Below are 24868 nucleotides of genomic sequence, written 5' to 3'. Positions count from 1 at the left end.
ACACGCTGGTATCGCCGGGGCTGCGAAGCAGCCCTTTCGCGACGCAAGGCCGCTCCTACAAGCGAGCTGTGAGGCTGCACATCAATCCGAATAAAAACGCGGACAAAAGAAAAAGGGCATCTCAGTCGAGATGCCCTTTTTACATGGTGGGTCGTGTAGGATTCGAACCTACGACCAATTGGTTAAAAGCCAACTGCTCTACCAACTGAGCTAACGACCCTGAAAATGGTCGGGGTGAGGGGATTCGAACTCCTGACATCCTGCTCCCAAAGCAGGCGCGCTACCGGACTGCGCTACACCCCGAGATTGGCTCCGCGACCTGGACTCGAACCAGGGACCCAATGATTAACAGTCATTTGCTCTACCGACTGAGCTATCGCGGAACTGAACTTCGGTACAACTTCGAAGGCTGTGTGAGCTTCGATCTCTTTCGCGTTACCGCTGCTGAGGCCGGCTATTCTACATTCTTCGTTTTGCTTGTCAACCACTTTTTTTCATTCAACTTACTGATTTCTAAGTTGTTTTGCGGTCACCGGTGTTGCTGGTGATTCGCTTAGTGCCTGACAGCGGGGCGAATATTAGGGGGGCTTCGAATTTTGTGCAAGCACTTTTTTCAAAATTTTCAGCAAGTTAGGGTTCAGGGCCGAAAAATGGGCGCGCAGCCCATGAAAAAGCCCCGCTTGCGCGGGGCTTGTAGGGTTAACCGAAGGTGATTTCGTCGCCTTCGACCTGGGCGGTTATCGCAGCGCCCGGTACGAACTGGCCGCTGAGGATCAACTGCGCCAGCGGGTTTTCGATCCAGCGCTGAATGGCGCGTTTGAGTGGCCGTGCGCCATAGACCGGGTCGTAACCCACCGCAATCAGCTTGTCCAACGCCTCCGGGCTGAGGTTCAACGACAGCTCGCGCTCGGCCAGGCGGTTGCGCAGGCGGCCCAGCTGGATCTCGGTGATACCGGCAATCTGCTCGCGGCCCAGCGGTTCGAACACCACCACCTCATCGATACGGTTGATGAACTCCGGCCGGAAGTGCGCGCCCACCGCATCCATTACCGCTGCACGTTGCGCTTCGCGGTCGCCCACCAGCTCCTGGATCTGCGCCGAGCCCAGGTTGGAGGTCATCACGATTACCGTGTTGCGGAAATCGACCGTACGGCCATGGCTGTCGGTCAAGCGGCCGTCTTCGAGCACCTGCAGCAGCACGTTGAACACATCCGGGTGCGCCTTCTCTACCTCATCGAGCAGCACCACCGCGTACGGTTTGCGGCGCACGGCTTCGGTCAGGTAACCGCCCTCCTCGTACCCGACGTAGCCTGGTGGTGCGCCGATCAGACGAGCGACGGAGTGTTTCTCCATGAACTCGGACATGTCGATGCGCACCATGGCCTCTTCGGTATCGAAAAGGAACTCGGCCAGCGCCTTGCACAGCTCGGTCTTGCCCACACCGGTCGGGCCGAGGAACAGGAACGAGCCGCTGGGGCGGTTCGGGTCGGACAGCCCCGCACGCGAGCGGCGCACGGCGTTGGCCACGGCGGTGACGGCTTCGTTCTGGCCGATGACGCGCTGGTGCAGCAGGCCTTCCATGCTCAGCAGCTTTTCGCGCTCGCCCTCGAGCATTTTCGACACAGGAATGCCGGTCCACTTCGAGACCACCTCGGCAATTTCTTCCTCGGTGACTTTGTTACGCAGCAGCTGGTTTTCGGTCTTGCCATGCTGGTCGACCATCTGCAGGCTGCGCTCCAGGTCCGGGATTACCCCGTACTGCAGCTCGGCCATACGGCTGAGGTCGCCTTTGCGGCGGGCCGCTTCAAGCTCCTGGCGGGCTTGCTCGATTTTTTGCTGGATCTGCGCCGAACCCTGTACCTCGGCTTTTTCCGAGGCCCAGATTTCTTCGAGGTCGGAATACTCGCGCTCCAGGCGCACGATTTCTTCGGTCAGCTTTTCCAGGCGTTTCTTCGCTGCGTCGTCTTCTTCTTTCTTCAGCGCCTGGGATTCCACCTTCAGCTGAATCAGACGACGGTCGAGGCGGTCGAGCACTTCCGGCTTGGAGTCGATCTCCATGCGGATGCGGCTGGCGGCCTCGTCGATCAGGTCGATGGCCTTGTCCGGCAGCTGGCGGTCAGTGATGTAGCGGTGGCTGAGCTTGGCGGCAGCGATGATCGCGCCGTCGGTGATGGCCACCTTATGGTGGACCTCATAGCGCTCTTTCAGGCCGCGCAGGATGGCAATGGTGTCCTCCTCGCTCGGCTCCTCTACCAGCACCTTCTGGAAACGCCGCTCGAGCGCTGCGTCTTTTTCGATGAACTGACGGTACTCGTTCAGCGTGGTGGCGCCGACGCAGTGCAGTTCACCACGGGCCAGGGCCGGCTTGAGCATGTTGCCGGCGTCCATGGCGCCCTCGCCTTTGCCGGCACCGACCATGGTGTGCAGTTCGTCGATGAACAGGATGATCTGGCCTTCCTGCTTGGAGAGCTCGTTAAGCAGGCCTTTGAGGCGCTCTTCGAACTCGCCGCGGTACTTGGCGCCAGCGATCAATGCGCCCATGTCCAGCGCCAGCAGGCGCTTGCCTTTGAGGCCGTCGGGCACTTCGCCATTGATGATGCGCTGGGCCAGGCCTTCGGCGATGGCGGTTTTACCAACGCCTGGCTCGCCGATCAGCACCGGGTTGTTTTTGGTGCGGCGTTGCAGCACTTGGATCGTGCGGCGGATTTCGTCGTCACGGCCGATCACCGGGTCCAGCTTGCCTTCTTCGGCGCGCTTGGTCAGGTCGACGGTGTACTTGTCCAAGGCCTGGCGCGATTCTTCGACGTTGGCGTCATTCACCGCCGCGCCGCCGCGCAGGTTGTTGATGGCGTTTTCAAGGGCCTTCTTGCTGACGCCCTGGCCGAGCAGCAGCTTGCCTACCTTGCTGTTCTCGTCCATGGCAGCCAGCAGCACCAGTTCGCTGGAAATGAACTGGTCGCCCTTCTGCTGGGCCAGGCGGTCGGCCTGGTTGAGCAGGCGCGCGAGGTCCTGGGACATGTTCACGTCGCCAGTGGGGTTCTGAATTTTCGGCAACTGGTCGAGCTCTTTGCTCAACGCCTTGCGCAGGCTGTTGACGTCGAAGCCTACCTGCATCAGCAGGGGCTTGATCGAACCGCCTTGCTGGTCGATCAGCGCTTGCAGCAGGTGCAGCGGCTCGATAGCCGGGTGGTCCATGCCCACAGCCAAGGATTGAGAGTCGGATAATGCCAGTTGCAGCTTGCTGGTCAGTCGGTCTATTCGCATGGGGATACCTTCCTGTAAAGGGCAGGCGGAGCGATGGACAGCCCCTGATGGAGAACCTGCCTGAGATGACTAATAGATAAGGGTGATTCTGGAAGATTCAAGCGTAGCGGGGTTGATGCGGGTCAGCACATTATCGGCCAAGCGCCTTGGGGCGAGGTGGGAACGTGGCGTGGGAGCGGGCTTGCCCCGCGATGGCGTCCGTTGAATGGAAGGTGATAGCAGGGCCTACGCAATCGCGGGGCAAGCCCGCTCCCACGCCGATTGCACCCGCGTGCTCAGGTCAGGGCTGTAGCCAGACCAACGAAGCGAAGCGCCCGCCCTGCGGGGTGCGGCGATAGGAGAAGAAACGTGGGTCGCTGACCGTGCACAAGCCGCCGCCATAAACAGCCGTCACGCCGCGCGCCACCAGGCGGATGCGCGCCAGACGGTATATATCGGCCATCAGCTTGCCGGGGCGCTCGCCCGGTATGAAGGCATCGAAGGCTTGCGGATGCTGGGCCGTGAACGCATCACGCACCTCAAGCCCCACCTCGAACGCCTGCGGGCCAATTGCCGGGCCCAGCCATACCAGTACCTCTTCGGGCGCCACGCCCAACTGGTCAAGGGTGGCTTCCAGCACACCACCGGCCAGCCCGCGCCAGCCGGCATGGGCGGCGGCCACACGGGTGCCCGCGCGGTTGCAGAACAACGCAGGCAGGCAGTCGGCGGTCATGACGGTGCAGGCGATACCGGGCTGGTCGGTCCAGCTGGCATCGGCCTCGGCGACCACGGCAGGGTCGGCGTCGGCTACCACTACCCCGTGCACCTGCTTCAGCCAGGCGGGCTGGATGGCAAAGGTGTCACTGAGGCGGCGGCGGTTCTCGGCGACGGCCAGCGGGTCATCGCCCACATGGTCGCCAAGATTGAACGTGTCGAACGGCGGCAGGCTAATGCCGCCTTCGCGGGTGGTGACACAGGCGCGTACCGAGGCCGGAGCCGGCCAGTCGGGGGTAAGCAGCGCCTGGGCCATACCGTTCATCCGATAAAGCTCTCGCGGTCCTGATTGAGCAGCGAAAGCAGCCAGGTGAAATCGTCCGGCAGTGCCGCTTCCCATTTCATCACTTCCCCGGTGTCCGGGTGGCGCAGGGCCAGGAAGCGTGCATGCAGGGCCTGACGCGGGAAGGTCTTGACCGCCTCGACCATGGCAATGCTGGCGGCCGGCGGAATGCGGAAACGCACGCCGTAGGTCTGGTCGCCGACCAACGGGTAACCGACGTGGGCCATGTGCACACGAATCTGGTGGGTACGGCCGGTTTCCAGCTTGACCCGCACATGGGTGTGCGAACGGAAGCGTTTGAGCACCCGGTAGTGGCTGACAGCAGGCTTGCCGCCGTCGGTCACTGCCATGCGCTGGCGCTCGCCGCCGTGACGGCCGATCGGGGCGTCGATCTTGCCGCCGGCGATCACCACGCCCACCACGATGCACTCGTAGATGCGGCTGACAGAGCGGCTTTGCAGCTGGTCGACCAGGTTGGTCTGCGCCTGCAGCGTCTTGGCGACCACCATCAGCCCCGTGGTGTCCTTGTCCAGACGGTGCACGATACCGGCGCGCGGTACGTTGACGATGTCTGGCACATGGTGCAGCAGGGCATTGAGCAGGGTGCCATCAGGATGACCGGCGGCCGGATGCACAACCAGCCCGGCGGGCTTGTTGATCACCAGGATGTGGTCGTCTTCATAGACGATGTCCAGCTCGATGTCCTGAGCCACCCATTCGCCTTGGGCTTCCTGTTCGGCTTCAAGGGCCAGAATGGAGCCACCGTGGACGATATCGCGCGGCCGCAGTACCGCGCCATCGACTGTCAGACGGCCATCTTTGATCCACGAGGACAGGCGCGAACGCGAGTACTCGGCGAACAGTTGGGCGGCGACTTGGTCGAGGCGTTGGCCGCCCAGTTCGGACGGGACCTCTGCGCTAAGTTGAATGATCTCGGACATGCTCGAATCGACGGGCGTTCAGCTTTTGGTTTCGGCTGCGCGCTTGTGGTTAAATACGGCTTCTTTTGCCCCGGGGTTTGGCCGGGGGCGCTCATCATAACAGGACGGCACCGCCCAAGACAGCGGCCGTCAAAGGGACGCAAGCCGCCATGCAAGTGAAACACCTGCTGCTGATCGCCATCCTCGGGCTCACCGCTGCCTGTTCCTCGAACAAGGAAGTCATTGACGAGAACCTCAGCGAGGCCGAGCTGTACCAGCAGGCGCAGGCCGACCTGGACAGCCACAGCTACACCAGCGCCGTGAACAAGCTCAAGGCCCTGGAGTCGCGCTATCCGTTCGGCCGTTACGCCGACCAGGCCCAGCTCGAGCTGATCTACGCCAACTACAAGAACTCCGAGCCAGAAGCCGCCAAGTCTTCGGCCGAGCGCTTCATCCGCCTGCACCCGCAGCACCCGAACGTCGACTACGCCTACTACCTCAAGGGCCTGACCTCGTTCGACCAGGACCGTGGCCTGGTGGCGCGCTTCCTGCCGCTGGACATGACCAAGCGTGACCCAGGTGCTGCCCGCGACTCGTACAACGAGTTCGCCCAGCTGACCAGCCGCTTCCCGAACAGCCGTTATTCGCCGGACGCCAAGCAGCGCATGATCTACCTGCGCAACCTGCTGGCTTCCTACGAAATCCACGTCGCCAACTACTACCTGCGCCGTGAGGCCTATGTCGCTGCCGCCAACCGTGGCCGCTACGTGGTCGAGAACTTCCAGGAAACCCCTTCGGTAGGTGACGGCCTGGCGGTAATGGTCGAGGCCTACCAGCGCCTGCACCTGGATGACCTGGCTGCCACCAGCCTTGAGACCCTCAAGCTGAACTACCCAGAGCACCCAAGCCTGGTCGATGGCCAGTTCGTTGCCAAAGAAGACGAAAACGGCAACCGGTCGTGGCTGTCGAAGGCGACCTTGGGCCTGATCGAGACCGACACGCCGCTGCCGCCGGGCGAAACCCGCGCCAACCAGGACGTGGTGCGTCAGTTCCAGGATGCCCGCGCCGAGATGCCGCAGGACCTGCTGCCAAAAGACGAAAACGGCGATCCGATCTTGCCGGAAGGCCCGAAAGAAGCCGAAAAAGACCGCTCGTGGTTCAGCTACGCGACCTTTGGTCTGTTTGACTGATTGCACTGCGAACATGAAAGGGAGGCCTCAGGCCTCCCTTTTTTTATGGCTGCGTCCTAGACTGTCGCCTTCTTCTTCTCGACAAGCTGGACACCATGGTTCGCCTACTCTTCTGGATCGCTCTGATCGCTGCTGCCTTCTGGCTGTGGCGCAAGTTCAAGATCAGCCAGCAATCGTCTGCCGGGCAACGGCTGGATGACCCGCTGAAGATGGTGCGCTGCGCCCATTGCGGCGTGCACCTGCCCAACGACCGCGCCCTGCACCGTGGCCAGCAGTGGTATTGCAGCCAGCAGCATCTGGAGCAGGGGCCAGGGCGGGAGTAAGGGGGTTGCAATCGCCCCGGGCATCCTGGGCCGGCCCTATCGCAGGCTGTCGCCAGCTCCCAAAGGGATCTGCGCCAGACCTCAATATCGTGGCTGTGCGCGGGTCTTTGTGGGAGCTGGCGACAGCCTGCGATAGGGCCAGTACCTGCGCCTAGGCCAAACGCCCCTGCGGCGCGTAGGGCGTGGGGTCGATGATTGGCGGGCGCGCCAGCAGCAAGTCACTGAGCAGCTGGCAGGACGCCGGCGCCAGCACCAGGCCGTTGCGGTAATGCCCGCAGTTGAGCCACAACCCCGAATACCCCGGCACCTCGCCGATATAGGGTATGCCCTCGGGCGAACCGGGGCGCAGGCCGGCCCAGTGCCCGACCACGCTGGCATCAGCCAACGCCGGCAGCAGGTCGATGGCAGACGCTTTCAAGCTTTGCAGTGCATCGGCAGTCGGGGTCTTGTCGTAGCCTTCGTGCTCCAGCGTGCTACCCACCAGAATGTGCCCGTCGCGGCGCGGGATCGCATAACGCCCTTTGGCCAACACCATGCTTGGCAAAAAGTCCTCGGCGCATTTGAACAGGATCATCTGCCCTTTTACCGGCTCTACCGGCAACCCCAGCCCGAGGGTGCGCAGCAGATCACCGCTCCACGCCCCTGCACTGAGCACCACCTGATCGGCCGCCAGCACGCCTGCCTGGGTTTGCACGCCAGTCACCCGATCGCCTTCGCGCACGAAACCGCTGATCTGGCAGTGCTCGCGCAGGGTCACGTTCGGCAGCGCCAGCAAGGCCGCCTTGAGCGACTTGACCAGCCGGGGGTTACGCACGTTGGCTACACCCGCCATGAACAGCGCCTGGCGGAACCCTGCGCCCAGCACCGGCACCGCATCATAGGCTGCCGAGATATCCACAGCGCTGAGCGGGCGTTGTTCGCGGGCCGCCCAGGCCAAGGCCTCGGCCTGGTCGTCCAGGTCGAGCCAGTAAAGGCCGGTGGTGTGCACCTCGGGGTCGACCCCAGTGCTGGCGAATAGCTGAGCGGCCAGTTGCGGGTAGAAGTCCTGTGACCAGTGCGCCAGCGCCGTCACCGCCGCGCTGTAACGCCACGGATACAGTGGCGAGACGATCCCGCCACCGGCCCAGGAGGACTCGCGTCCGACCCCGCCCTGGTCGCATACCACCACCTGGTCGACCTCGGCGGCCAGGTTGAACGCGGTCAGCAGGCCAATGACCCCGCCGCCGACAATCACTACTTGCTTGCTCATCGTTCGATCCAACACCTGAAGTAATTCCACAGCACGCGGGCGCCCTGGCGCTGTGCACGGGGCACTTCGCGGGAACCGGGGTAGGCAATGGCTGCCAGCATGCCGCTCAGCGCCAGCACAATCAATGATTCGATAGCCGTAGAACCTTGCCGCGGGTCAGCCTTCGTGCACACGCTGGCGCCAACTGATACGCCGAGGCGGTTGCGCATCGCCCAGTGCGTAAACGGCTTCAAGCACCTGGCGGCGCCGGCGCTCGGGGCTGATCGCCGTAACCCGCACCAAGGTCACCCGTTCGCCCGGCGCCAAGCCTGCTGCGCGCGTGCTCTGGCCAAGGTTCTGCAATAGCACGAAGGCGTTGAGCGTTTTGCGCCAAGGTAAAACCGGCTCTGCAGGCGGCAACGACGGCGGCAGGCACTGGGTGCACGGCGGCGGCGGCCCATCGCCCAGCAGCGCTGCGCCTTCGAGCAGGCCGGCCTCTGCCAGCTCGAAAGCTTGCGCTGCGGCCACCTGTTCGCTGACCAGCCACTGCCGGGCTTGCGCCTCGCTCAGCACCTGGGCCGCCAGCAATGCCAATAGCAGGCTGAGCACCAGCGTAATCAGCAACACCACACCACGCTGCTTTTTCATGTGGCACCGCCAAGGTTACGCAACGCGACACTCACCTGCTGGTGCACCTCAAGCTGGAAGATGGCGTCGTAGAGCGTCAAGCGGATATCCAGCCGGTCGCCTTCTCCGGCCTCCACCCGTGTTACCTGCAGCGCCTTGACGTTATCGACAAGGCTGGAGCGCTGCTTGCCGGTGGTTAGAAACAGGCTGCCATTACGCACCTCGTAGACCTGCCTGCGCACGGGCAAGGCAAACAGGCTCGCCCCTGCCTGGTGCTGGCTGTCCATCACCTGCGCCCAACTGCGGCAATCGCTGAGGACGGTCCACTCCGGCGGGCCGGGCATGCCGGGTAGCTCAGCACCAACCAGCGTCAGGCTGGTTGCGGTAATGGCGACTGGCTGGGCAAAGGCCTGTTCGGCGCCAGAGCCTTTGAAGTCGGCAGGTTCCAGGCGCAGGCAACCGAACATGCCAGCCATGCGCACGTCTTCGGCGATGCGTTGCAGCACTAGGCGCGCATCATCCTGCAACAGCGCTGCTGCGCCCTGCATGCTCCAGGCCCGGTGCACCGCCACGAACAAGCCGCTGGCGCCCGCCAGCAGCATGATCGCCAATGCCATGGCCAGCAGGGTTTCGAGCAGCCCAAAGCCTGCCTGGTAGCGCTTCACGGCAGCACCCCGCCGCGCAGGGTCAGGACGTGCTCGCCGCCTTGGGCTGGCCACAGCACCTGTATTTGCAGCATCTGCGCCGACCGGTTCACCCGCCCCTGCGCCGACACGCCAAGCCGCTCGACCAGTTGGCTGCGCCACCCCAGTTCATCAGCCTCGGTCAAACGCCCCTGCGCCCTCACCCGCTCCAGCAGGCTCTGGGCGCCTTGCAGCGCCAGGCTTTCTCGCCCGGCGCTGTCGAACGCCTGCGCGCCGCGCACCAGCAATGAGGCGCAGGTGGTCAACCCCAGCGCCAGCACGGCCATCGCCATCAATACTTCCAGCAGCGCCAAACCGCGCACTTTCGACTGCATCCTGTCTCCTCCCGAGAAGTTTCCTCGCCTTCCTGGCGCAACGGGCCGACTGACACCCGCCCCTGCCCAACGTGAAGCTATAGCGAAGCACTTCCAGGGAGGAATGCACGGTGAGGCAACAAGGAGTAACACTGATACAAATGATGTGCACGCTAGCGGTGGCCGGCCTTCTGACGCACATGGGCGCAACCGCCTACAACCAGATGAGCGAAGGCCTGCATCAGGCAGCAGTGGCCAGGGCGCTGGCGCAGAGCCTGCGCGAGGCGCGCAACCACGCTGCACTGCGCCACCGGGCGGTGTTGGTGCAGCCGATAGAGGGGTTATGGGGCAAGGGCTGGCGAACGACACTGGAACACAATGGCCAGTTGCTCAGGGAGCAGCGCCCGGCAAAGCCGGTAACGATTGTGGGCAGCGACACCCGTGTGGTGCGCTTCAGCGCACGGGGGGCGCCTTTGGGGGCAGGGTTTGGCGGCATCACGCTGCACATCTGCCAGCGCGATACGCCATACAGCGTGCACCGTGTGGTGCTGAGCCCGAGCGGGCGGGTCAGCCTGCGCAGTGACGGGAGCCCCGGCTGCGCAGGCCGCTGATCAGATCAGCGAACGTACCCGTAGCTCTTTGGGCATGGAGAAGGTGACGTTCTCGGCACGCCCGTCGAGTTCTTCGGCGCCGGTCGCGCCCCAGGCCTTGAGCTGCTCGATCACGCCACGCACCAGCACCTCAGGGGCCGAAGCACCTGCGGTAATGCCAATGCGTGCCACGCCTTCGAACCAGCTTTGCTGCAGGTCTTCGGCGCCGTCGATCAGGTAGGCCGGGGTGCTCATGCGCTCCGCCAGCTCGCGCAGACGGTTGGAGTTGGAGCTGTTCGGGCTGCCGACCACCAACACCACGTCACACTCATCGGCCAGTTGCTTGACGGCATCCTGGCGGTTTTGCGTGGCGTAGCAGATGTCGTCCTTGCGTGGGCCGCCGATGTTCGGGAAGCGCGCGCGCAGTGCATCGATGACACGGCTGGTGTCATCCATCGACAAGGTGGTCTGGGTGACGAAGGCCAGATGATCGGGGTCGCGCACCTGCAAGGCGGCGACGTCGTTCTCGTCTTCGACCAGGTAGATGCTGCCGCCGTTGCTGGCGTCGTACTGGCCCATGGTGCCTTCGACTTCCGGGTGCCCGGCGTGGCCGATAAGAATGCACTCGCGGCCATCACGGCTGTACTTGGCCACCTCGATATGCACCTTGGTGACCAGCGGGCAGGTGGCGTCGAACACTTTCAGGCCACGGCCTGCAGCTTCCTGGCGCACCGCCTGCGACACACCATGGGCGCTGAAGATGACGATAACGTCGTCCGGCACCTGGTCCAGCTCTTCGACGAAGATCGCCCCGCGGTTACGCAGGTCTTCGACCACGAACTTGTTGTGCACCACTTCGTGACGCACGTAGATCGGCGGGCCGAACACTTCGAGGGCACGGTTGACGATCTCGATCGCCCGGTCCACCCCCGCGCAGAAGCCGCGCGGGTTGGCGAGTTTGATTTGCATGCTCGGCTCCAGGCTCACACGGCCTTCACGTCGAGGATCTGCACCTCGAAGCTCAGCGCCTTGCCCGCCAGCGGATGGTTGAAGTCGATGGTGACTTGGTTGTCATCGAATGCTTTGACTACACCCGGCAGCTCGGTGTTGGCGGCATCGTTGAAAATCACCAGCAGCCCTTCGGACAGCTCCATGCCTTCGAACTGCGAGCGCGGCATCACCTGCACGTTTTGCGGGTTGTGCTGGCCGAATGCGTTCTCCGGGGCGATATCGAGGGTGCGCTTGTCACCGGCCTTGAAGCCGAACAGGGCGCTTTCGAAGCCCGGCAACAGGTTGCCATCGCCAACCTTGAACACGGCCGGGGCCTTGTCGAAGGTGCTGTCGACGGTGTCGCCGTTTTCGAGGTGCAGCGCGAAGTGCAGCGTGACTTCGGTATTCTGGCCAATACGGGTCTCAGTCATGGACAGGCTCCTCGGCCTTCTTGCTCTTGAACATATCCAGCGCCAGCATGACCGCACCCACGGTGATGGCGCTGTCGGCCACATTGAAGGCCGGGAAATAGTGACGATTCTGCCAGTGCACCAGGATGAAATCGACCACATGGCCCAGCACGACACGGTCGTACAGGTTGCCCAGCGCGCCGCCCAATACCAGCGCCAGCGCGACGGCAAGCCAGGTCTCGTTGCGCCCCAGGCGCTTGAGCCAGACCACCAGCACGGCGCTGACCACCAAGGCGATCACCGCAAACAGCCAACGCTGCCAGCCGGAGCTGCCCGCCAGGAAGCTGAACGCAGCACCGGTGTTGTAGGCCAAGGTCCAGCTGAAGTAGTCGGGGATGACCACAATCTGCTGGTACATGGTCAGGGCGTTGTCGAAATAGACCTTGGTGGCCTGGTCGATGACCAGCACCACCAGGCTCAGCCAAAGCCAGGCAAGGCGCCCGAAGCGCCCCGCAGCTGCGTTAGGCATAGTGGCGCACCTCACCGGAGCCGCTGATGTTGTCGGCGCAACGGGCGCAGATTTCCGGGTGCTCCGGGTTGCTGCCTACGTCGGCGCGGAAGTGCCAGCAACGGCCGCACTTGGCGTGGCCAGACTTGACGATCTTCAGCTTGAGGCCTTCGACTTCGGTTGTCACGGCATCGGCCGGCGCCTGGACGAACGGCACCACACTGGCTGCCGAGGTGATCAGCACAAAGCGCAGCTCATCGCCCAGCTTGTTCAGGTCGGCGGTCAGGCCTTCTTCGGCAAACAGGGTGACTTCGGCCTGCAGGTTGCCGCCGATGACCTTGGCGGTACGCTGGTTTTCCAGCTCCTTGTTGACCGCTGCCTTGACCGCCATGACGCGGTCCCAGTAGGCGCGATCCAGCTCGGCGTCAGCCGGCAGCTCGGTCAGACCCTGGTACCAGCCATTGAGCATGACCGACTCGTTGCGCTCGCCCGGCAGGTACTGCCAGATTTCGTCGGCGGTGAACGCCAGGATCGGCGCGATCCAGCGCACCAGCGCCTCGCTGATGTGGTACAGCGCAGTCTGGCAGGAACGACGGGCGACACTGTTGGCGCCAGTGGTGTACTGGCGGTCCTTGATGATGTCGAGGTAGAAGCCGCCGAGCTCCTGCACGCAGAAGTTGTGGATCTTCGAGTAGACGTTCCAGAAGCGGTATTCGCTGTAGTGCTCTTCGAGCTCGCGCTGCAGTTGCAGGGCGCGGTCGACGGCCCAACGGTCCAGTGCCAGCATGTCTTCGGCAGGCAGCAGATCGCGTGCCGGGTCGAAGCCGGACAGGTTGGAAAGCAGGAAGCGCGCGGTGTTGCGGATACGCCGGTAGGCGTCGGCACTACGCTGCAGGATCTGCTCGGAAACCGCCATCTCGCCGGAATAGTCCGTGGCCGAAACCCACAGGCGCAGAATATCGGCGCCCAAGGTGTTGTTGACCTTCTCGGGCTCGATGGTATTGCCCAGCGACTTGGACATCTTGCGCCCGCTCTCATCCACGGTGAAGCCGTGGGTCAGCAGTTCGCGGTACGGCGCGTGGCCGTCGATGGCGCAACCGGTCAGCAACGAGGAGTGGAACCAGCCGCGGTGCTGGTCGGAACCCTCAAGGTACAGGTCGGCACGCGGGCCATCGGCATGGCCGATGTTGTGCGAGCCACGCAGCACGTGCCAGTGGGTGGTACCGGAGTCGAACCACACGTCCAGCGTGTCGCTGATCTTGTCGTAGTCAGCGGCTTCTGCGCCCAGCAGTTCGGCAGCGTCAAGCTTGAACCAGGCTTCGATGCCCTCTTGCTCGACACGCTTGGCCACCTCGTCCATCAGTTCGACGGTACGTGGGTGCAGTTCGCCGGTCTGCTTGTGCAGGAAGAACGGGATCGGCACACCCCAGTTACGCTGACGCGAGATGCACCAGTCCGGGCGGTTGGCGATCATCGAGTGCAGGCGCGCCTGGCCCCAGGCTGGCACGAACTTGGTTTCTTCGATGGCCTTGAGCGCGCGCTCGCGCAGCGGCTGGCCATCTACTGGCTGCTTGTCCATGCCGACGAACCACTGCGCCGTGGCGCGGTAGATCAGCGGCGACTTGTGGCGCCAGCAGTGCATGTAGCTGTGGGCGATGGTTTCGCTGTGCATCAGCGCACCGACTTCGCTCAGTTTTTCGACGATGGCCGGGTTGGCCTTCCAGATGAACTGGCCGCCGAAGAAAGGCAGCGAATCGACATACACGCCGTTGCTTTGCACCGGGGTGAGGATGTCGTCGTTGACCATGCCGTATTTCTTGCAACTGACGAAGTCGTCCTCGCCGTAGGCAGGCGCAGAGTGAACCACGCCAGTCCCTGCGCCCAGTTCGACGTAGTCAGCCAGGTACAGCGGCGACAGGCGGTCGTAGAACGGGTGGCGGAAGTTGATCAGCTCAAGGGCTTTACCCTGCGCGGTGGCGATGACAGAGCCTTCGAGTTCGTAGCGCTTGAGGCACGACTCGACCAGTTCTTCAGCCAGCACCAGCAGACGCTCGCCGGTATCGACCAAGGCGTAAATGAACTCTGGGTTGACGTTCAGCGCCTGGTTGGCCGGGATGGTCCACGGGGTGGTGGTCCAGATCACGATGGCGGCGGGCTTGGGCAGCGCGCCAAGGCCAAAGGCGGCGGCGAGCTTGGCCTCATCGGCAACCGGGAAGGCAACGTCGATGGTCTGGGATTTCTTTTCGGCGTATTCGACTTCGGCTTCGGCCAGAGCCGAACCGCAATCGAAGCACCAGTTCACAGGCTTCAGGCCCTTGAACACGAAGCCTTGCTTGACCATTTCGGCCAGGGCGCGGATTTCACCGGCCTCGTTGGCAAAGCTCATGGTTTTGTATGGGTTGTCCCACTCGCCCAGGACACCGAGGCGGATGAACTCGGTTTTCTGGCCTTCGATCTGCTCGGCCGCGTACTCGCGGCACAGCTCGCGGGTGCGGTCGGCAGTCAGGTGCTTGCCATGGGTCACTTCGACCTTGTGCTCGATCGGCAGGCCGTGGCAGTCCCAGCCGGGCACGTACGGCGCGTCGAAGCCCGCGAGGGTCTTGGAGCGCAGGATCATGTCCTTGAGGATTTTGTTCAGCGCATGACCGATGTGAATCTTGCCATTGGCATAGGGCGGGCCGTCGTGCAGGACGAACTTCGGACGGTCCTTGCCAATTTCGCGCAGCTTCTGGTACAGGCCAATGCTGTCCCAGCGCTGCAGGATCTGCGGTTCGCGCTGAGGCAGGCCGGCCTTCATTGGGAAGGCGGTGTCCGGAAGGTTTAGCGTGGCTTTGTAGTCGGTCATTTCAGGCTCTTCGTTAGCGGTTGAGCGTGCCAGTGGGCACGTGCGGCGGCGATATCCGCGTCGATCGCCGACTTCAGCGCCTCCAGGGAGGCGAAACGCTGCTCTTCACGCAGCTTGTGGTGGAACTCCACCGTCAGACGCCGGCCGTAGAGGTCACCGGCGAAGTCCAGAAGATGAATCTCCAAGTGAGGACGCCCATCACCGGCGACGGTGGGGCGTACTCCAATATTGCCGACACCCGGCCACTGCACGCCGTCGATCTCGATGCTGGCCAGGTAAACCCCGGACAGTGGCACGCGGCGGCGCTTGAGCTGGATGTTGGCGGTAGGTGTGCCGAGCTGGCGAGCCAGCTTCTGGCCGTGCAGGACGCGCCCGGTGATGCGGTAAGGGCGGCCCAGCAAGTGTTCGGCGAGTTCGAAGTTGCCTTCGCCCAGCGCCTTGCGTACTTCGGTGCTGCTGACCCGCATGCCGTCCTGAATGACGGTGTTGGCCGCCTCGACGGTGAAGCCGTACTGCTTGCCGGCTTCGACGAGGTAGGCGAAGTCGCCTGCGCGGTCGCAGCCGAAGCGGAAGTCATCGCCCACTTCGAGGTGGCGCACGCCCAGGCCATCGACCATCACGGCCTTGACGAACTGCTCGGCGCCAAGCTCGCGCAGGCGCTCGTTGAACGACAGGCACAGCACCCGGTCAACGCCCTCGCCGGCCAGCAGCTCGACTTTGTCGCGCAGGCGGGCCAGGCGGGCCGGTGCGGTCTCGGGGGCGAAGTATTCGCGCGGCTGTGGCTCGAACACCACGACACAGGTCGGCAGCCCGAGTTCCTGGCCACGTTCGCGCAGGCGCGCGAGTATGGCCTGGTGGCCACGGTGGACCCCGTCGAAGTTGCCAATGGTGGCGACACAGCCCCGGTGCTCGGGGCGCAGGTTGTGAAGACCTCGAACCAGCTGCATAACGCGCTTCTTGCTCATAAAGTGGCCGATTATAACCACACCCGGGCGCTGACGACAGGCAACAGCGCCACTGGTGGGCGTGGAAGATGAAAAACCGACGCCTGACCGCCGTGATGCTTCAATGCAAGGCGTTGCGGGCAAAATGCCGTGGACGGAAACCGCACAGGTACAGGCAACCGAAATAGGTGACCACGCCAGCGCCGATCAGCCCACCCAGGCGCAGCAAGCGCTCGAACATGCTGCCCTGCGCCCAGGCAGGCAAATAATGCATGCCCAGCAGCAGCACCGCCGACATCAACACCACCGCCAGCACCAGTTTGAGCAGAAACATCAGCCAGCCCGGCTGCGGTGTAAACAGTTGCTGGCTACGCAGCTTCCAGTACAGCAAGCCGGCGTTCAGGCACGCGCCCAGGCTGATGGCCAGGGCCAGGCCGGCGTGAGCCAGCGGGCCGACCAGGGCCAGGTTGAGCAGTTGCGTGCAGACCAGCGTGAACACGGCGATCTTCACCGGCGTGCGGATATTCTGCTGTGCATAGAAGCCTGGGGCCAGCACCTTGACCATGATGATGGCCAGCAGGCCCACCGAATAGGCGACCAAGGCACGTTGCGTCATGGCGGCGTCCAGGGCGGTGAACTTGCCGTACTGGAACAGCGCCACGGTCAGCGGCTCGGCCAGAATCGCCATGGCCAAGGTGCACGGCAGCACCAGCAGGAAACACAGCCGCAGGCCCCAGTCGAGGATGCGCGAATACTCGTCGCGGTCCTTGTTGGCGTAGGTCTTGGCCAGGGTCGGCAGCAGGATGGTGCCCAGTGCTACCCCGAGCACGCCGGACGGCAGCTCCATGAGGCGGTCGGCGTAGTACATCCAGGACACCGAGCCTGCCACCAGAAACGAGGCGAAGATGGTATTGATGATCAGGGAAATCTGGCTCACCGATACGCCGAGGATGGCCGGCAGCATTTGTTTAAGCACGCGCCATACGCCGGTGTCGCGCAGGTTCAGGCGCGGCAGTACCAGCATGCCGATCTTCTTCAGCGCAGGCAGTTGATACAGCAGTTGTGCCAGGCCACCGGCCAGCACGCCCCAGCCAAGCGCCATGATCGGCGGGTCGAAGTACGGGGTCAGCAGCACGGCAAAGGCGATCATTGCCACGTTGAGCAAGGTCGGCGTGAAGGCCGGCACCGAGAAGCGGTTCCAGGTATTGAGGATGGCGCCGGCCAGCGAGGACAGCGAGATGAGCAATATATAGGGGAAGGTGACGCGCAGCAGCGAGGTGGTCAGCTGGTACTTCTCGGCGTCGTCGACAAAACCTGGCGCGGTCGCCCACACCACCCACGGCGCAGCAAGAATGCCGATGACCGTGACCACGGCCAGCACCAGCGTCAGCAGGCCGCTGATATAGGCAACGAACGTGCGCGTGGCCTCTTCGCCTTGCTGGGTCTTGTATTCAGCCAGAATCGGCACGAAAGCCTGGGAAAACGCCCCTTCGGCAAAAATACGCCGCAGCAGGTTGGGCAGTTTGAAGGCGATGAAGAAGGCGTCGGTGGCTACGCCTGCGCCGAAGATGCGGGCCAGGATGGTGTCGCGGACAAAGCCGAGCACCCGCGAAATCATGGTGATGGAGCTGACTGCGGCAAGGGATTTGAGCAGGTTCATCGAAAAATTTCACGCCAGGGGCAGAGGGCGCTGCCAGTCGGCGCCCGAATGTGCGATACTCCCGCGCCTTCGCAGGGGAGCCAAAAATTCCCGAGTTTACAGGTCACGTCGCAGAAAGGAATCTTTCAGCTATTTGACCCACCACTCGGCGGAACCTTGCAGGTGGCCTTGACATCGGTTCGACTCATCGGCATGATTCGCGGCCTATTTTGTTTGCTATTTACCTAAAGTCTTTCGAGGAGCTCGACGGTGGCCAACACACCTTCCGCCAAGAAACGTGCAAAACAGGCTGAGAAGCGTCGCAGCCACAACGCCAGCCTGCGTTCCATGGTTCGCACCTACATCAAGAATGTAGTTAAAGCCATTGACGCCAAAGACGCCGAAAAAGCGCAAGCCGCTTACGTTCTGGCTGTACCTGTAATCGACCGTATGGCCGACAAAGGTATCATCCACAAGAACAAAGCTGCTCGCCACAAAGGCCGTCTGAATGGCCACATCAAGGCACTGAAAGAAGTTGCAGCTGCCTAAGCGACGTTACAGTCGAAAAAACCGACCCTAGGGTCGGTTTTTTTATGCCTGCGATTTGGCAGGTTTTGATGCTTCGTGCGTGGGTTATGGGGGCGAGCCCGGCACTGCCGGGCCCGCCCTCTTTACTTGCCGATCTGGATCTTTGGCGCCCACTGCAGCCAGGCTTCTTCAGGCTTGTCGAACAAGGCGAAGGTCTGCTGCGGCCGCGCCGGGTTGCCCATCTGCTCGCCATCGGGCGTTGCGAAGGCTACCCCGCCATCGATCAAGGTCTCCAGCGACTCGGTACGCACCGTGGCACCTTTGAACAGCCCCCAGTCGAAGCCCAGGCCGCTACTGTTCCAGAAACGGCTGCCACCGCGTACCAGGCTTGCGTAGCGCGGCTCGATGAGGATGTGGATCAATACCCGATCGCCATTCTGCCCCAGCTCGAAACCAGTCACCTTGCCAACCGCCACTTCGCGGTAGGTGACTGGCACGCCAGGCTTGATCGAGCCACGTCGCGGGGCGCTAAGGGTCAGCGGCAAGCCAACCTCCTCGCCCTTGACCTGCGGCGCATCGGCCAGCGCGATGAAGTCACGTTGCGGGCCTCGGTCTTTAAGCGACGGCATCACTTCAAGGTATTGCCCGCCCACCAAGGTGTCGAGGTTTTCGGTACGTACCAGGCCGAAGGCTGGCTTGACCACCCAGAACTGCGTGCCGACACGCGCGATGCGCTCGGCAGCCTGGGTGATACGCGCGCGCAGCAACACAGCCTGCAGGTCGGCAGTAAGGTCGACACTTTCGACGCTGCCCACATCCAGGCCACGGAAGCGGATCGGCGTACCCGGCTTCAGGCCATCAGCGCGCTCGACACGAATGGTCACCAATGTGCCTGCACGGTTCGCGGCTTCCTGGCTCTCGTGCAGACGGAAGCGCGGAATACGTTTTTTCAGCGGCACACCGGGCCGTGGTGTATCGAAGGCAATACCGCCAGACATCAGGGTCTGCAGAGACTCACTCTTGACCTGGATGCCCGACAGGCCGCCAGTCAGGGTAATGCCGCTGGCGTTCCAGAACCGCGTCGAACCGTTGACCAGGTTGGCGTACTCCTTCTCGATGTGCACACCAATAAGGATGCGTTTGCTGTCGCGGGCAAACTGGTAGCTCTGCACGTTACCCACACGCACCTGGCGGTACATGACGGGGCTGCCCACTTCGAGCGAGCCCAGCGTGTCGGCGAACAGCACCATGTGCAGGCCCGGCGCCTTCAGGTCAAGCGGCGGCGCCTTGGAGCGCGCTTCGAACTCGCGCAGCGGCTTGGCATCGTGGTCACCTGGGCGGATAGCGATGTAGTTACCTTTAACCAAGGCTTCGAGGCCGGTGATACCTGCCAGCGAAATGGACGGCTTGACCACCCAGAACTGCGTGCCTTCTACCAGATAGTCTTCAGCCAGCGGGTCGAGGGTCAGCTCGGCGATTGCACTGGACAGGTCGCCTTCGACTTTCAGGTCTTTCAGCGAGCCTACCTGGATGCCTTTATAAAGCACCGGGGTGCGGCCCTTCTGCAGGCCTTCGAAGTCGCTGAACTTGACCTTGATGCGGATACCGGCCTGGGCAGCATCGAAGTCTTCGTACAAGCGGAACGGCAGGCTTGGGTCGGTCGGCGGGCTGTCCTTGCGATTCTCGGGGGTAGCGAAGGCAATACCACCGGCAACGATGCTCGACAGCGATTCGGTGCGCACTTTTACCCCGGACAGGTCAGCATCGATGCTGACGCCGCTGGCATTCCAGAATCGCGTATGTTTGCGCACCAGGCTGGCATAGGCCGGGGCAATGAATACCTTGATCTCAACCGTGCTCTGGTCTTCGGAAAGCTTGTAGCTCTTCACCCGGCCGACCTGGATCTGCTTGTAGAACACCGGGCTGTCCCGGTTCAGCGAGCCCAGGCGTTCGGCCTTGAGGATCAGATGCAGGCCTGGCTCGTTGTCAGACAAGGGCGGCGCCTGCTTGAGCGCGGTGAAGCGCTTGGTCGGCTCGCCTTCGCCTGGGTCCACAGCAATGTAGTTGCCGGACACCAGTGTCTCCAGGCCGGTGATACCAGCCAGGCTGACACTTGGCTTGACCAGCCAGAAGCGCGTGCCGGTGCGCAGGTGCGCTTCGGCGTCCTTGTTGATCTCGATGGTGGCAATGACGCCGCGGTTACTGCCTTTGTTGTCCAGCACAAGGCCAGTCACCTTGCCCACCGACATGCCCTTGAAAATGACTTCGGTCTTGTTGGCAACGATGCCTTCACCGGTCTCGAAGCGCACCTGAATCTCGATACCGGCATCACGGTAGGCTTGCCAGGCCAGCCAGCCGCCGATCATCAGCGCAATCAGCGGCAGAATCCAGATGGCCGACCAGTTGGAAGCAGGGCGGGTTTTAGCCGTAGGCAAGTCACTCATGGTCGTCATCCGACTCCGTGTTATCCCAGATCAGTCGGGGATCAAAAGTTAAAGCTGCGAGCATGGTCAGGATCACCACCGAGGCAAAGGCAATAGCGCCCAAATTGGCTTCGACACTGGCGATGCGGCCGAAATTCACCACCGCCACCAGGATGGCGATCACGAAAATATCCAGCATCGACCAGCGCCCGATGAATTCGATAAAGCGGTACATGAGCATGCGTTGGCGCGCCGAGAGTGGTTGGTGGCGCTGCACCGAGTACAGCAGCAGCCCTATGCCGACCAGCTTGAAGGTGGGCACCAGAATACTGGCAATGAACACCACCGCGGCAATCGGCAACATGCCGTGCTTCATCAGGGTGACCACACCGGACATGATGGTGTCCGGGCTGCCCTGCCCCAAGGTGCTGACGGTCATGATCGGCAGCAGGTTGGCGGGTATGTACAGCACCATGGCAGTGAGCAGCAGTGCCCAGGTGCGCACGATGCTGTTGGGCCGCCGCTCATGGACAGTCGCCCCGCAACGGGTGCAGGTTTGCGATTCAGTGTCTGCTTCACGCCGATTGAGTTCGTGGCACTCGGCACATACCAGAATGCCTGCATCAATCGCCCGCATGGATGTCCTCCCCCGACAACGCCTGCCAGATCTGGTGGGGCGCCATCACTACTTCCAGCCAGACCTGTACCAGCAACAGGCTGATGAAACAGAACAGGCCCAGGCCGATGCTCAACTGCGCCATATCGGCGAGTTTGACGATGGCCACCAGTACACCCATGAAATAGACCTCGAGCATGCCCCACTCACGCAGGTGGTGGTAGATACGATAGATGAGCAATCCATAACTGCGGCCGATATCCAGGCGAATGCTCAGCAGCACTGCCAACTGGCAGAGCAGCTTGAGTAGCGGGATTGCCATGCTGCAGAGGAACACCACTACGGCGATGCCGCGCATTTCGGAGTTGTACAGGCCAAGCACGCCACTCCAGACCGTGTCGTCGGAGGTCTGGCCCAGCAGGTGCAGTTGCATGATGGGCAGGAAGTTGGCCGGTATATAAAGCAGCAGCGCCGCCAGCACCAGGGCGAGGCTGCGGCTGACAAGGTTGTGCCTGTGCGCGTAGAGCTCGTAGCCACAGCGCGGGCACAGGGCCTTCTCGTCATTGCGCAAGGTCGCTTTGCGCATCAGCAGGTCGCATTCGTGGCAAGCGACGAGCTCGCTCAGCGGCAACTGTGCCAGTGCTTCAGGGTCGGCTGGGTTGGGCATAGGAAGATTCTGAAAGATGCGTGGGCTCTATTCTAGTGTTCCGACTCGAAATAGGGGAGACGGGTTCACCCTTCTTGAGCACGCCGCAGCCTCCAATGGCTCAAACGCCACAAAGACAAAACCCCTACCTGCATGCGCAGATAGGGGTTTTGCGAAATGAATCTTGACGATGACCTACTCTCACATGGGGAAACCCCACACTACCATCGGCGATGCATCGTTTCACTACTGAGTTCGGGATGGGATCAGGTGGTTCCAATGCTCTATGGTCGTCAAGAAATTCGGTAGCCAGTCCGTTCAGATGAACAGCCCAGCGAATTCGGATATGTGATTTGTGTGTGCCGCGAACTTTCGGTTCATGCGTCTTCACCACCACAATTCGGCTTACGCGCAAATTGCTTGGGTGTTATATGGTCAAGCCTCACGGGCAATTAGTATTGGTTAGCTCAACGCCTCACAGCGCTTACACACCCAACCTATCAACGTCGTAGTCTTCGACGGCCCTTTAGGGGATTCAAGATCCCAGTGAGATCTCATCTTGAGGCAAGTTTCCCGCTTAGATGCTTTCAGCGGTTATCTCTTCCGAACATAGCTACCCGGCAATGCCACTGGCGTGACAACCGGAACACCAGAGGTTCGTCCACTCCGGTCCTCTCGTACTAGGAGCAGCCCCTCTCAAATCTCAAACGTCCACGGCAGATAGGGACCGAACTGTCTCACGACGTTCTAAACCCAGCTCGCGTACCACTTTAAATGGCGAACAGCCATACCCTTGGGACCGGCTTCAGCCCCAGGATGTGATGAGCCGACATCGAGGTGCCAAACACCGCCGTCGATATGAACTCTTGGGCGGTATCAGCCTGTTATCCCCGGAGTACCTTTTATCCGTTGAGCGATGGCCCTTCCATACAGAACCACCGGATCACTAAGACCTACTTTCGTACCTGCTCGACGTGTTTGTCTCGCAGTCAAGCGCGCTTTTGCCTTTATACTCTACGACCGATTTCCGACCGGTCTGAGCGCACCTTCGTACTCCTCCGTTACTCTTTGGGAGGAGACCGCCCCAGTCAAACTACCCACCATACACTGTCCTCGATCCGGATAACGGACCTGAGTTAGAACCTCAAGGTTGCCAGGGTGGTATTTCAAGGATGGCTCCATGAGAACTGGCGTCCCCACTTCAAAGCCTCCCACCTATCCTACACAAGCAAGCTCAAAGTCCAGTGCAAAGCTATAGTAAAGGTTCACGGGGTCTTTCCGTCTAGCCGCGGATACACTGCATCTTCACAGCGATTTCAATTTCACTGAGTCTCGGGTGGAGACAGCGCCGCCATCGTTACGCCATTCGTGCAGGTCGGAACTTACCCGACAAGGAATTTCGCTACCTTAGGACCGTTATAGTTACGGCCGCCGTTTACCGGGGCTTCGATCAAGAGCTTCGCTTGCGCTAACCCCATCAATTAACCTTCCGGCACCGGGCAGGCGTCACACCCTATACGTCCACTTTCGTGTTTGCAGAGTGCTGTGTTTTTAATAAACAGTCGCAGCGGCCTGGTATCTTCGACCGGCATGGGCTTACGGAGCAAGTCCTTGACCCTCGCCGGCGCACCTTCTCCCGAAGTTACGGTGCCATTTTGCCTAGTTCCTTCACCCGAGTTCTCTCAAGCGCCTTGGTATTCTCTACCTAACCACCTGTGTCGGTTTGGGGTACGGTTCCTAGTTATCTGAAGCTTAGGAGCTTTTCTTGGAAGCATGGCATCAACCACTTCGCGCTCTAATGAGCACTCGTCATCAGCTCTCGGCCTTGAGATCCCGGATTTGCCTAAGATCTCAGCCTACCACCTTAAACTTGGACAACCAACGCCAAGCTGGCCTAGCCTTCTCCGTCCCTCCATCGCAATAACTAGAAGTACAGGAATATTAACCTGTTTTCCATCGACTACGCTTTTCAGCCTCGCCTTAGGGACCGACTAACCCTGCGTCGATTAACGTTGCGCAGGAAACCTTGGTCTTTCGGCGTGGGAGTTTTTCACTCCCATTGTCGTTACTCATGTCAGCATTCGCACTTCTGATACCTCCAGCAAGCTTCTCAACTCACCTTCACAGGCTTACAGAACGCTCCTCTACCGCATCATCATAAGATGATACCCGTAGCTTCGGTGCATGGTTTGAGCCCCGTTACATCTTCCGCGCAGGCCGACTCGACTAGTGAGCTATTACGCTTTCTTTAAAGGGTGGCTGCTTCTAAGCCAACCTCCTAGCTGTCTAAGCCTTCCCACATCGTTTCCCACTTAACCATGACTTTGGGACCTTAGCTGACGGTCTGGGTTGTTTCCCTTTTCACGACGGACGTTAGCACCCGCCGTGTGTCTCCCATGCTCGGCACTTGTAGGTATTCGGAGTTTGCATCGGTTTGGTAAGTCGGGATGACCCCCTAGCCGAAACAGTGCTCTACCCCCTACAGTGATACATGAGGCGCTACCTAAATAGCTTTCGAGGAGAACCAGCTATCTCCGAGCTTGATTAGCCTTTCACTCCGATCCACAGGTCATCCGCTAACTTTTCAACGGTAGTCGGTTCGGTCCTCCAGTCAGTGTTACCTAACCTTCAACCTGCCCATGGATAGATCGCCCGGTTTCGGGTCTATACCCAGCGACTAAAGCGCCCTATTAAGACTCGCTTTCGCTACGCCTCCCCTATTCGGTTAAGCTCGCCACTGAATATAAGTCGCTGACCCATTATACAAAAGGTACGCAGTCACCTAACAAAGTAGGCTCCCACTGCTTGTACGCATACGGTTTCAGGATCTATTTCACTCCCCTCTCCGGGGTTCTTTTCGCCTTTCCCTCACGGTACTAGTTCACTATCGGTCAGTCAGTAGTATTTAGCCTTGGAGGATGGTCCCCCCATGTTCAGACAAAGTTTCTCGTGCTCCGTCCTACTCGATTTCACTGGCAAGAGATTTTCGTGTACGGGGCTATCACCCACTATGGCCGCACTTTCCAGAGCGTTCCACTAATCTCAAACCAGCTTAAGGGCTGGTCCCCGTTCGCTCGCCACTACTAAGGGAATCTCGGTTGATTTCTTTTCCTCAGGGTACTTAGATGTTTCAGTTCCCCTGGT

20 protein-coding genes, 3 tRNA genes and 2 rRNA genes (1 of these 25 cut by a window edge) are annotated in these 24868 nt (G+C 61.4%); 4 read left to right on the top strand and 21 right to left on the bottom strand.

Features of this window, described 5'->3' with window-relative positions; translation table 11 throughout:
* Positions 1 to 144: 144 nt before the first annotated feature.
* From HU719_RS15980 to rluD, 6 genes are all read right to left on the bottom strand, one after another.
* Positions 145 to 220: transfer RNA gene (locus tag HU719_RS15980), tRNA-Lys, on the bottom strand.
* 6 nt (positions 221 to 226) lie between these two features.
* A tRNA-Pro gene (locus HU719_RS15975) sits at positions 227 to 303 on the bottom strand.
* A gap of 4 nt (positions 304 to 307) precedes the next feature.
* Positions 308 to 383: transfer RNA gene (locus HU719_RS15970), tRNA-Asn, on the bottom strand.
* Between the two features lie 316 nt (positions 384 to 699).
* Positions 700 to 3264: an ATP-dependent chaperone ClpB gene (clpB, locus tag HU719_RS15965; RefSeq protein ID WP_186520648.1), complete on the bottom strand. Its 2565-nt coding sequence runs from the start codon at positions 3262 to 3264 to the stop codon at positions 700 to 702.
* 280 nt (positions 3265 to 3544) lie between these two features.
* A complete protein-coding gene (gene pgeF / locus HU719_RS15960) occupies positions 3545 to 4282 on the bottom strand; it encodes a peptidoglycan editing factor PgeF (RefSeq protein ID WP_186535503.1) in 738 nt (245 codons plus the stop codon).
* Complete coding sequence (gene rluD / locus HU719_RS15955) at positions 4279 to 5241, bottom strand: 23S rRNA pseudouridine(1911/1915/1917) synthase RluD (protein WP_186535502.1); 963 nt, start codon at positions 5239 to 5241, stop codon at positions 4279 to 4281. The genes pgeF and rluD overlap by 4 nt, the downstream gene beginning before the upstream one ends.
* A 149-nt stretch (positions 5242 to 5390) precedes the next feature.
* Between rluD and HU719_RS15950 the strand changes: the two genes are divergently transcribed.
* Positions 5391 to 6410, top strand: coding sequence for an outer membrane protein assembly factor BamD (locus HU719_RS15950; protein WP_186520651.1), 1020 nt, complete (start codon positions 5391 to 5393; stop codon positions 6408 to 6410).
* A 95-nt stretch (positions 6411 to 6505) separates the two neighbouring features.
* Positions 6506 to 6733: a PP0621 family protein gene (locus tag HU719_RS15945; RefSeq protein WP_186520652.1), complete on the top strand. Its 228-nt coding sequence runs from the start codon at positions 6506 to 6508 to the stop codon at positions 6731 to 6733.
* Positions 6734 to 6884: 151 nt separating this feature from the next.
* Here the strand turns inward: HU719_RS15945 and thiO are convergent, their stop codons facing one another.
* From thiO to HU719_RS15925, 4 genes are all read right to left on the bottom strand, one after another.
* Positions 6885 to 7982, bottom strand: coding sequence for a glycine oxidase ThiO (thiO, locus tag HU719_RS15940; RefSeq protein ID WP_186535501.1), 1098 nt, complete (start codon positions 7980 to 7982; stop codon positions 6885 to 6887).
* 156 nt (positions 7983 to 8138) lie between these two features.
* Positions 8139 to 8609, bottom strand: coding sequence for a hypothetical protein (locus tag HU719_RS15935; protein WP_186535500.1), 471 nt, complete (start codon positions 8607 to 8609; stop codon positions 8139 to 8141).
* Positions 8606 to 9253, bottom strand: coding sequence for a pilus assembly protein PilW (locus HU719_RS15930; protein ID WP_186520655.1), 648 nt, complete (start codon positions 9251 to 9253; stop codon positions 8606 to 8608). Before HU719_RS15930 ends, HU719_RS15935 begins: the two co-directional genes overlap by 4 nt.
* Positions 9250 to 9606: a type IV pilus modification PilV family protein gene (locus HU719_RS15925; protein ID WP_186535499.1), complete on the bottom strand. Its 357-nt coding sequence runs from the start codon at positions 9604 to 9606 to the stop codon at positions 9250 to 9252. The genes HU719_RS15930 and HU719_RS15925 overlap by 4 nt, the downstream gene beginning before the upstream one ends.
* A gap of 140 nt (positions 9607 to 9746) precedes the next feature.
* Here HU719_RS15925 and HU719_RS15920 point away from each other — a divergent pair, with 140 nt between their 5' ends.
* Positions 9747 to 10196 (top strand): GspH/FimT family pseudopilin, encoded by a 450-nt coding sequence (locus HU719_RS15920; protein ID WP_189659840.1) that lies wholly within the window; start codon positions 9747 to 9749, stop codon positions 10194 to 10196.
* On the opposite strand, the gene ispH is transcribed toward HU719_RS15920, so the two are convergent.
* The 6 genes from ispH to murJ form a co-directional block, all read right to left on the bottom strand.
* The gene (ispH, locus tag HU719_RS15915; RefSeq protein ID WP_186520658.1) at positions 10197 to 11144 is read right to left on the bottom strand and encodes a 4-hydroxy-3-methylbut-2-enyl diphosphate reductase; all 948 of its coding nucleotides are present in this window, start codon (positions 11142 to 11144) and stop codon (positions 10197 to 10199) included.
* A gap of 14 nt (positions 11145 to 11158) precedes the next feature.
* The gene (locus tag HU719_RS15910; RefSeq protein WP_186520659.1) at positions 11159 to 11596 is read right to left on the bottom strand and encodes an FKBP-type peptidyl-prolyl cis-trans isomerase; all 438 of its coding nucleotides are present in this window, start codon (positions 11594 to 11596) and stop codon (positions 11159 to 11161) included.
* The gene (gene lspA / locus HU719_RS15905; protein WP_186535496.1) at positions 11589 to 12104 is read right to left on the bottom strand and encodes a signal peptidase II; all 516 of its coding nucleotides are present in this window, start codon (positions 12102 to 12104) and stop codon (positions 11589 to 11591) included. The genes HU719_RS15910 and lspA overlap by 8 nt, the downstream gene beginning before the upstream one ends.
* Positions 12097 to 14928 (bottom strand): isoleucine--tRNA ligase, encoded by a 2832-nt coding sequence (gene ileS / locus HU719_RS15900; RefSeq protein WP_186535495.1) that lies wholly within the window; start codon positions 14926 to 14928, stop codon positions 12097 to 12099. Before ileS ends, lspA begins: the two co-directional genes overlap by 8 nt.
* The gene (ribF, locus tag HU719_RS15895) at positions 14925 to 15875 is read right to left on the bottom strand and encodes a bifunctional riboflavin kinase/FAD synthetase (RefSeq protein ID WP_186520662.1); all 951 of its coding nucleotides are present in this window, start codon (positions 15873 to 15875) and stop codon (positions 14925 to 14927) included. Before ribF ends, ileS begins: the two co-directional genes overlap by 4 nt.
* A 118-nt stretch (positions 15876 to 15993) precedes the next feature.
* Positions 15994 to 17532 carry a murein biosynthesis integral membrane protein MurJ gene (murJ, locus tag HU719_RS15890; protein WP_186535494.1) on the bottom strand — a complete coding sequence of 513 codons (1539 nt, stop codon included), beginning with the start codon at positions 17530 to 17532 and terminating at the stop codon, positions 15994 to 15996.
* 249 nt (positions 17533 to 17781) lie between these two features.
* Between murJ and rpsT the strand changes: the two genes are divergently transcribed.
* Entirely contained in the window at positions 17782 to 18060 is a 279-nt protein-coding gene (gene rpsT, locus HU719_RS15885) for a 30S ribosomal protein S20 (RefSeq protein ID WP_186520664.1), read from the top strand.
* 122 nt (positions 18061 to 18182) lie between these two features.
* On the opposite strand, the gene HU719_RS15880 is transcribed toward rpsT, so the two are convergent.
* The 5 genes from HU719_RS15880 to HU719_RS15860 form a co-directional block, all read right to left on the bottom strand.
* Entirely contained in the window at positions 18183 to 20483 is a 2301-nt protein-coding gene (locus HU719_RS15880) for a PqiB family protein (RefSeq protein ID WP_186535493.1), read from the bottom strand.
* Positions 20476 to 21099 (bottom strand): paraquat-inducible protein A, encoded by a 624-nt coding sequence (locus tag HU719_RS15875; protein WP_186520666.1) that lies wholly within the window; start codon positions 21097 to 21099, stop codon positions 20476 to 20478. The genes HU719_RS15880 and HU719_RS15875 overlap by 8 nt, the downstream gene beginning before the upstream one ends.
* Positions 21086 to 21745: a paraquat-inducible protein A gene (locus tag HU719_RS15870; protein WP_186520667.1), complete on the bottom strand. Its 660-nt coding sequence runs from the start codon at positions 21743 to 21745 to the stop codon at positions 21086 to 21088. Before HU719_RS15870 ends, HU719_RS15875 begins: the two co-directional genes overlap by 14 nt.
* Before the next feature lie 161 nt (positions 21746 to 21906).
* A 5S ribosomal RNA gene (rrf, locus tag HU719_RS15865) occupies positions 21907 to 22022 on the bottom strand.
* A 133-nt stretch (positions 22023 to 22155) separates the two neighbouring features.
* Positions 22156 to 24868, bottom strand: a 23S ribosomal RNA gene (locus HU719_RS15860) (it continues 181 nt past the right edge of the window).

It is taken from the genome of Pseudomonas farsensis, from assembly GCF_014268805.2.
Classification (GTDB): Bacteria; Pseudomonadota; Gammaproteobacteria; order Pseudomonadales; family Pseudomonadaceae; genus Aquipseudomonas; species Aquipseudomonas farsensis.
The sequence above is the reverse complement of the archived record's forward strand: the minus strand, read 5'-3'. Positions and strand labels throughout refer to the sequence as shown.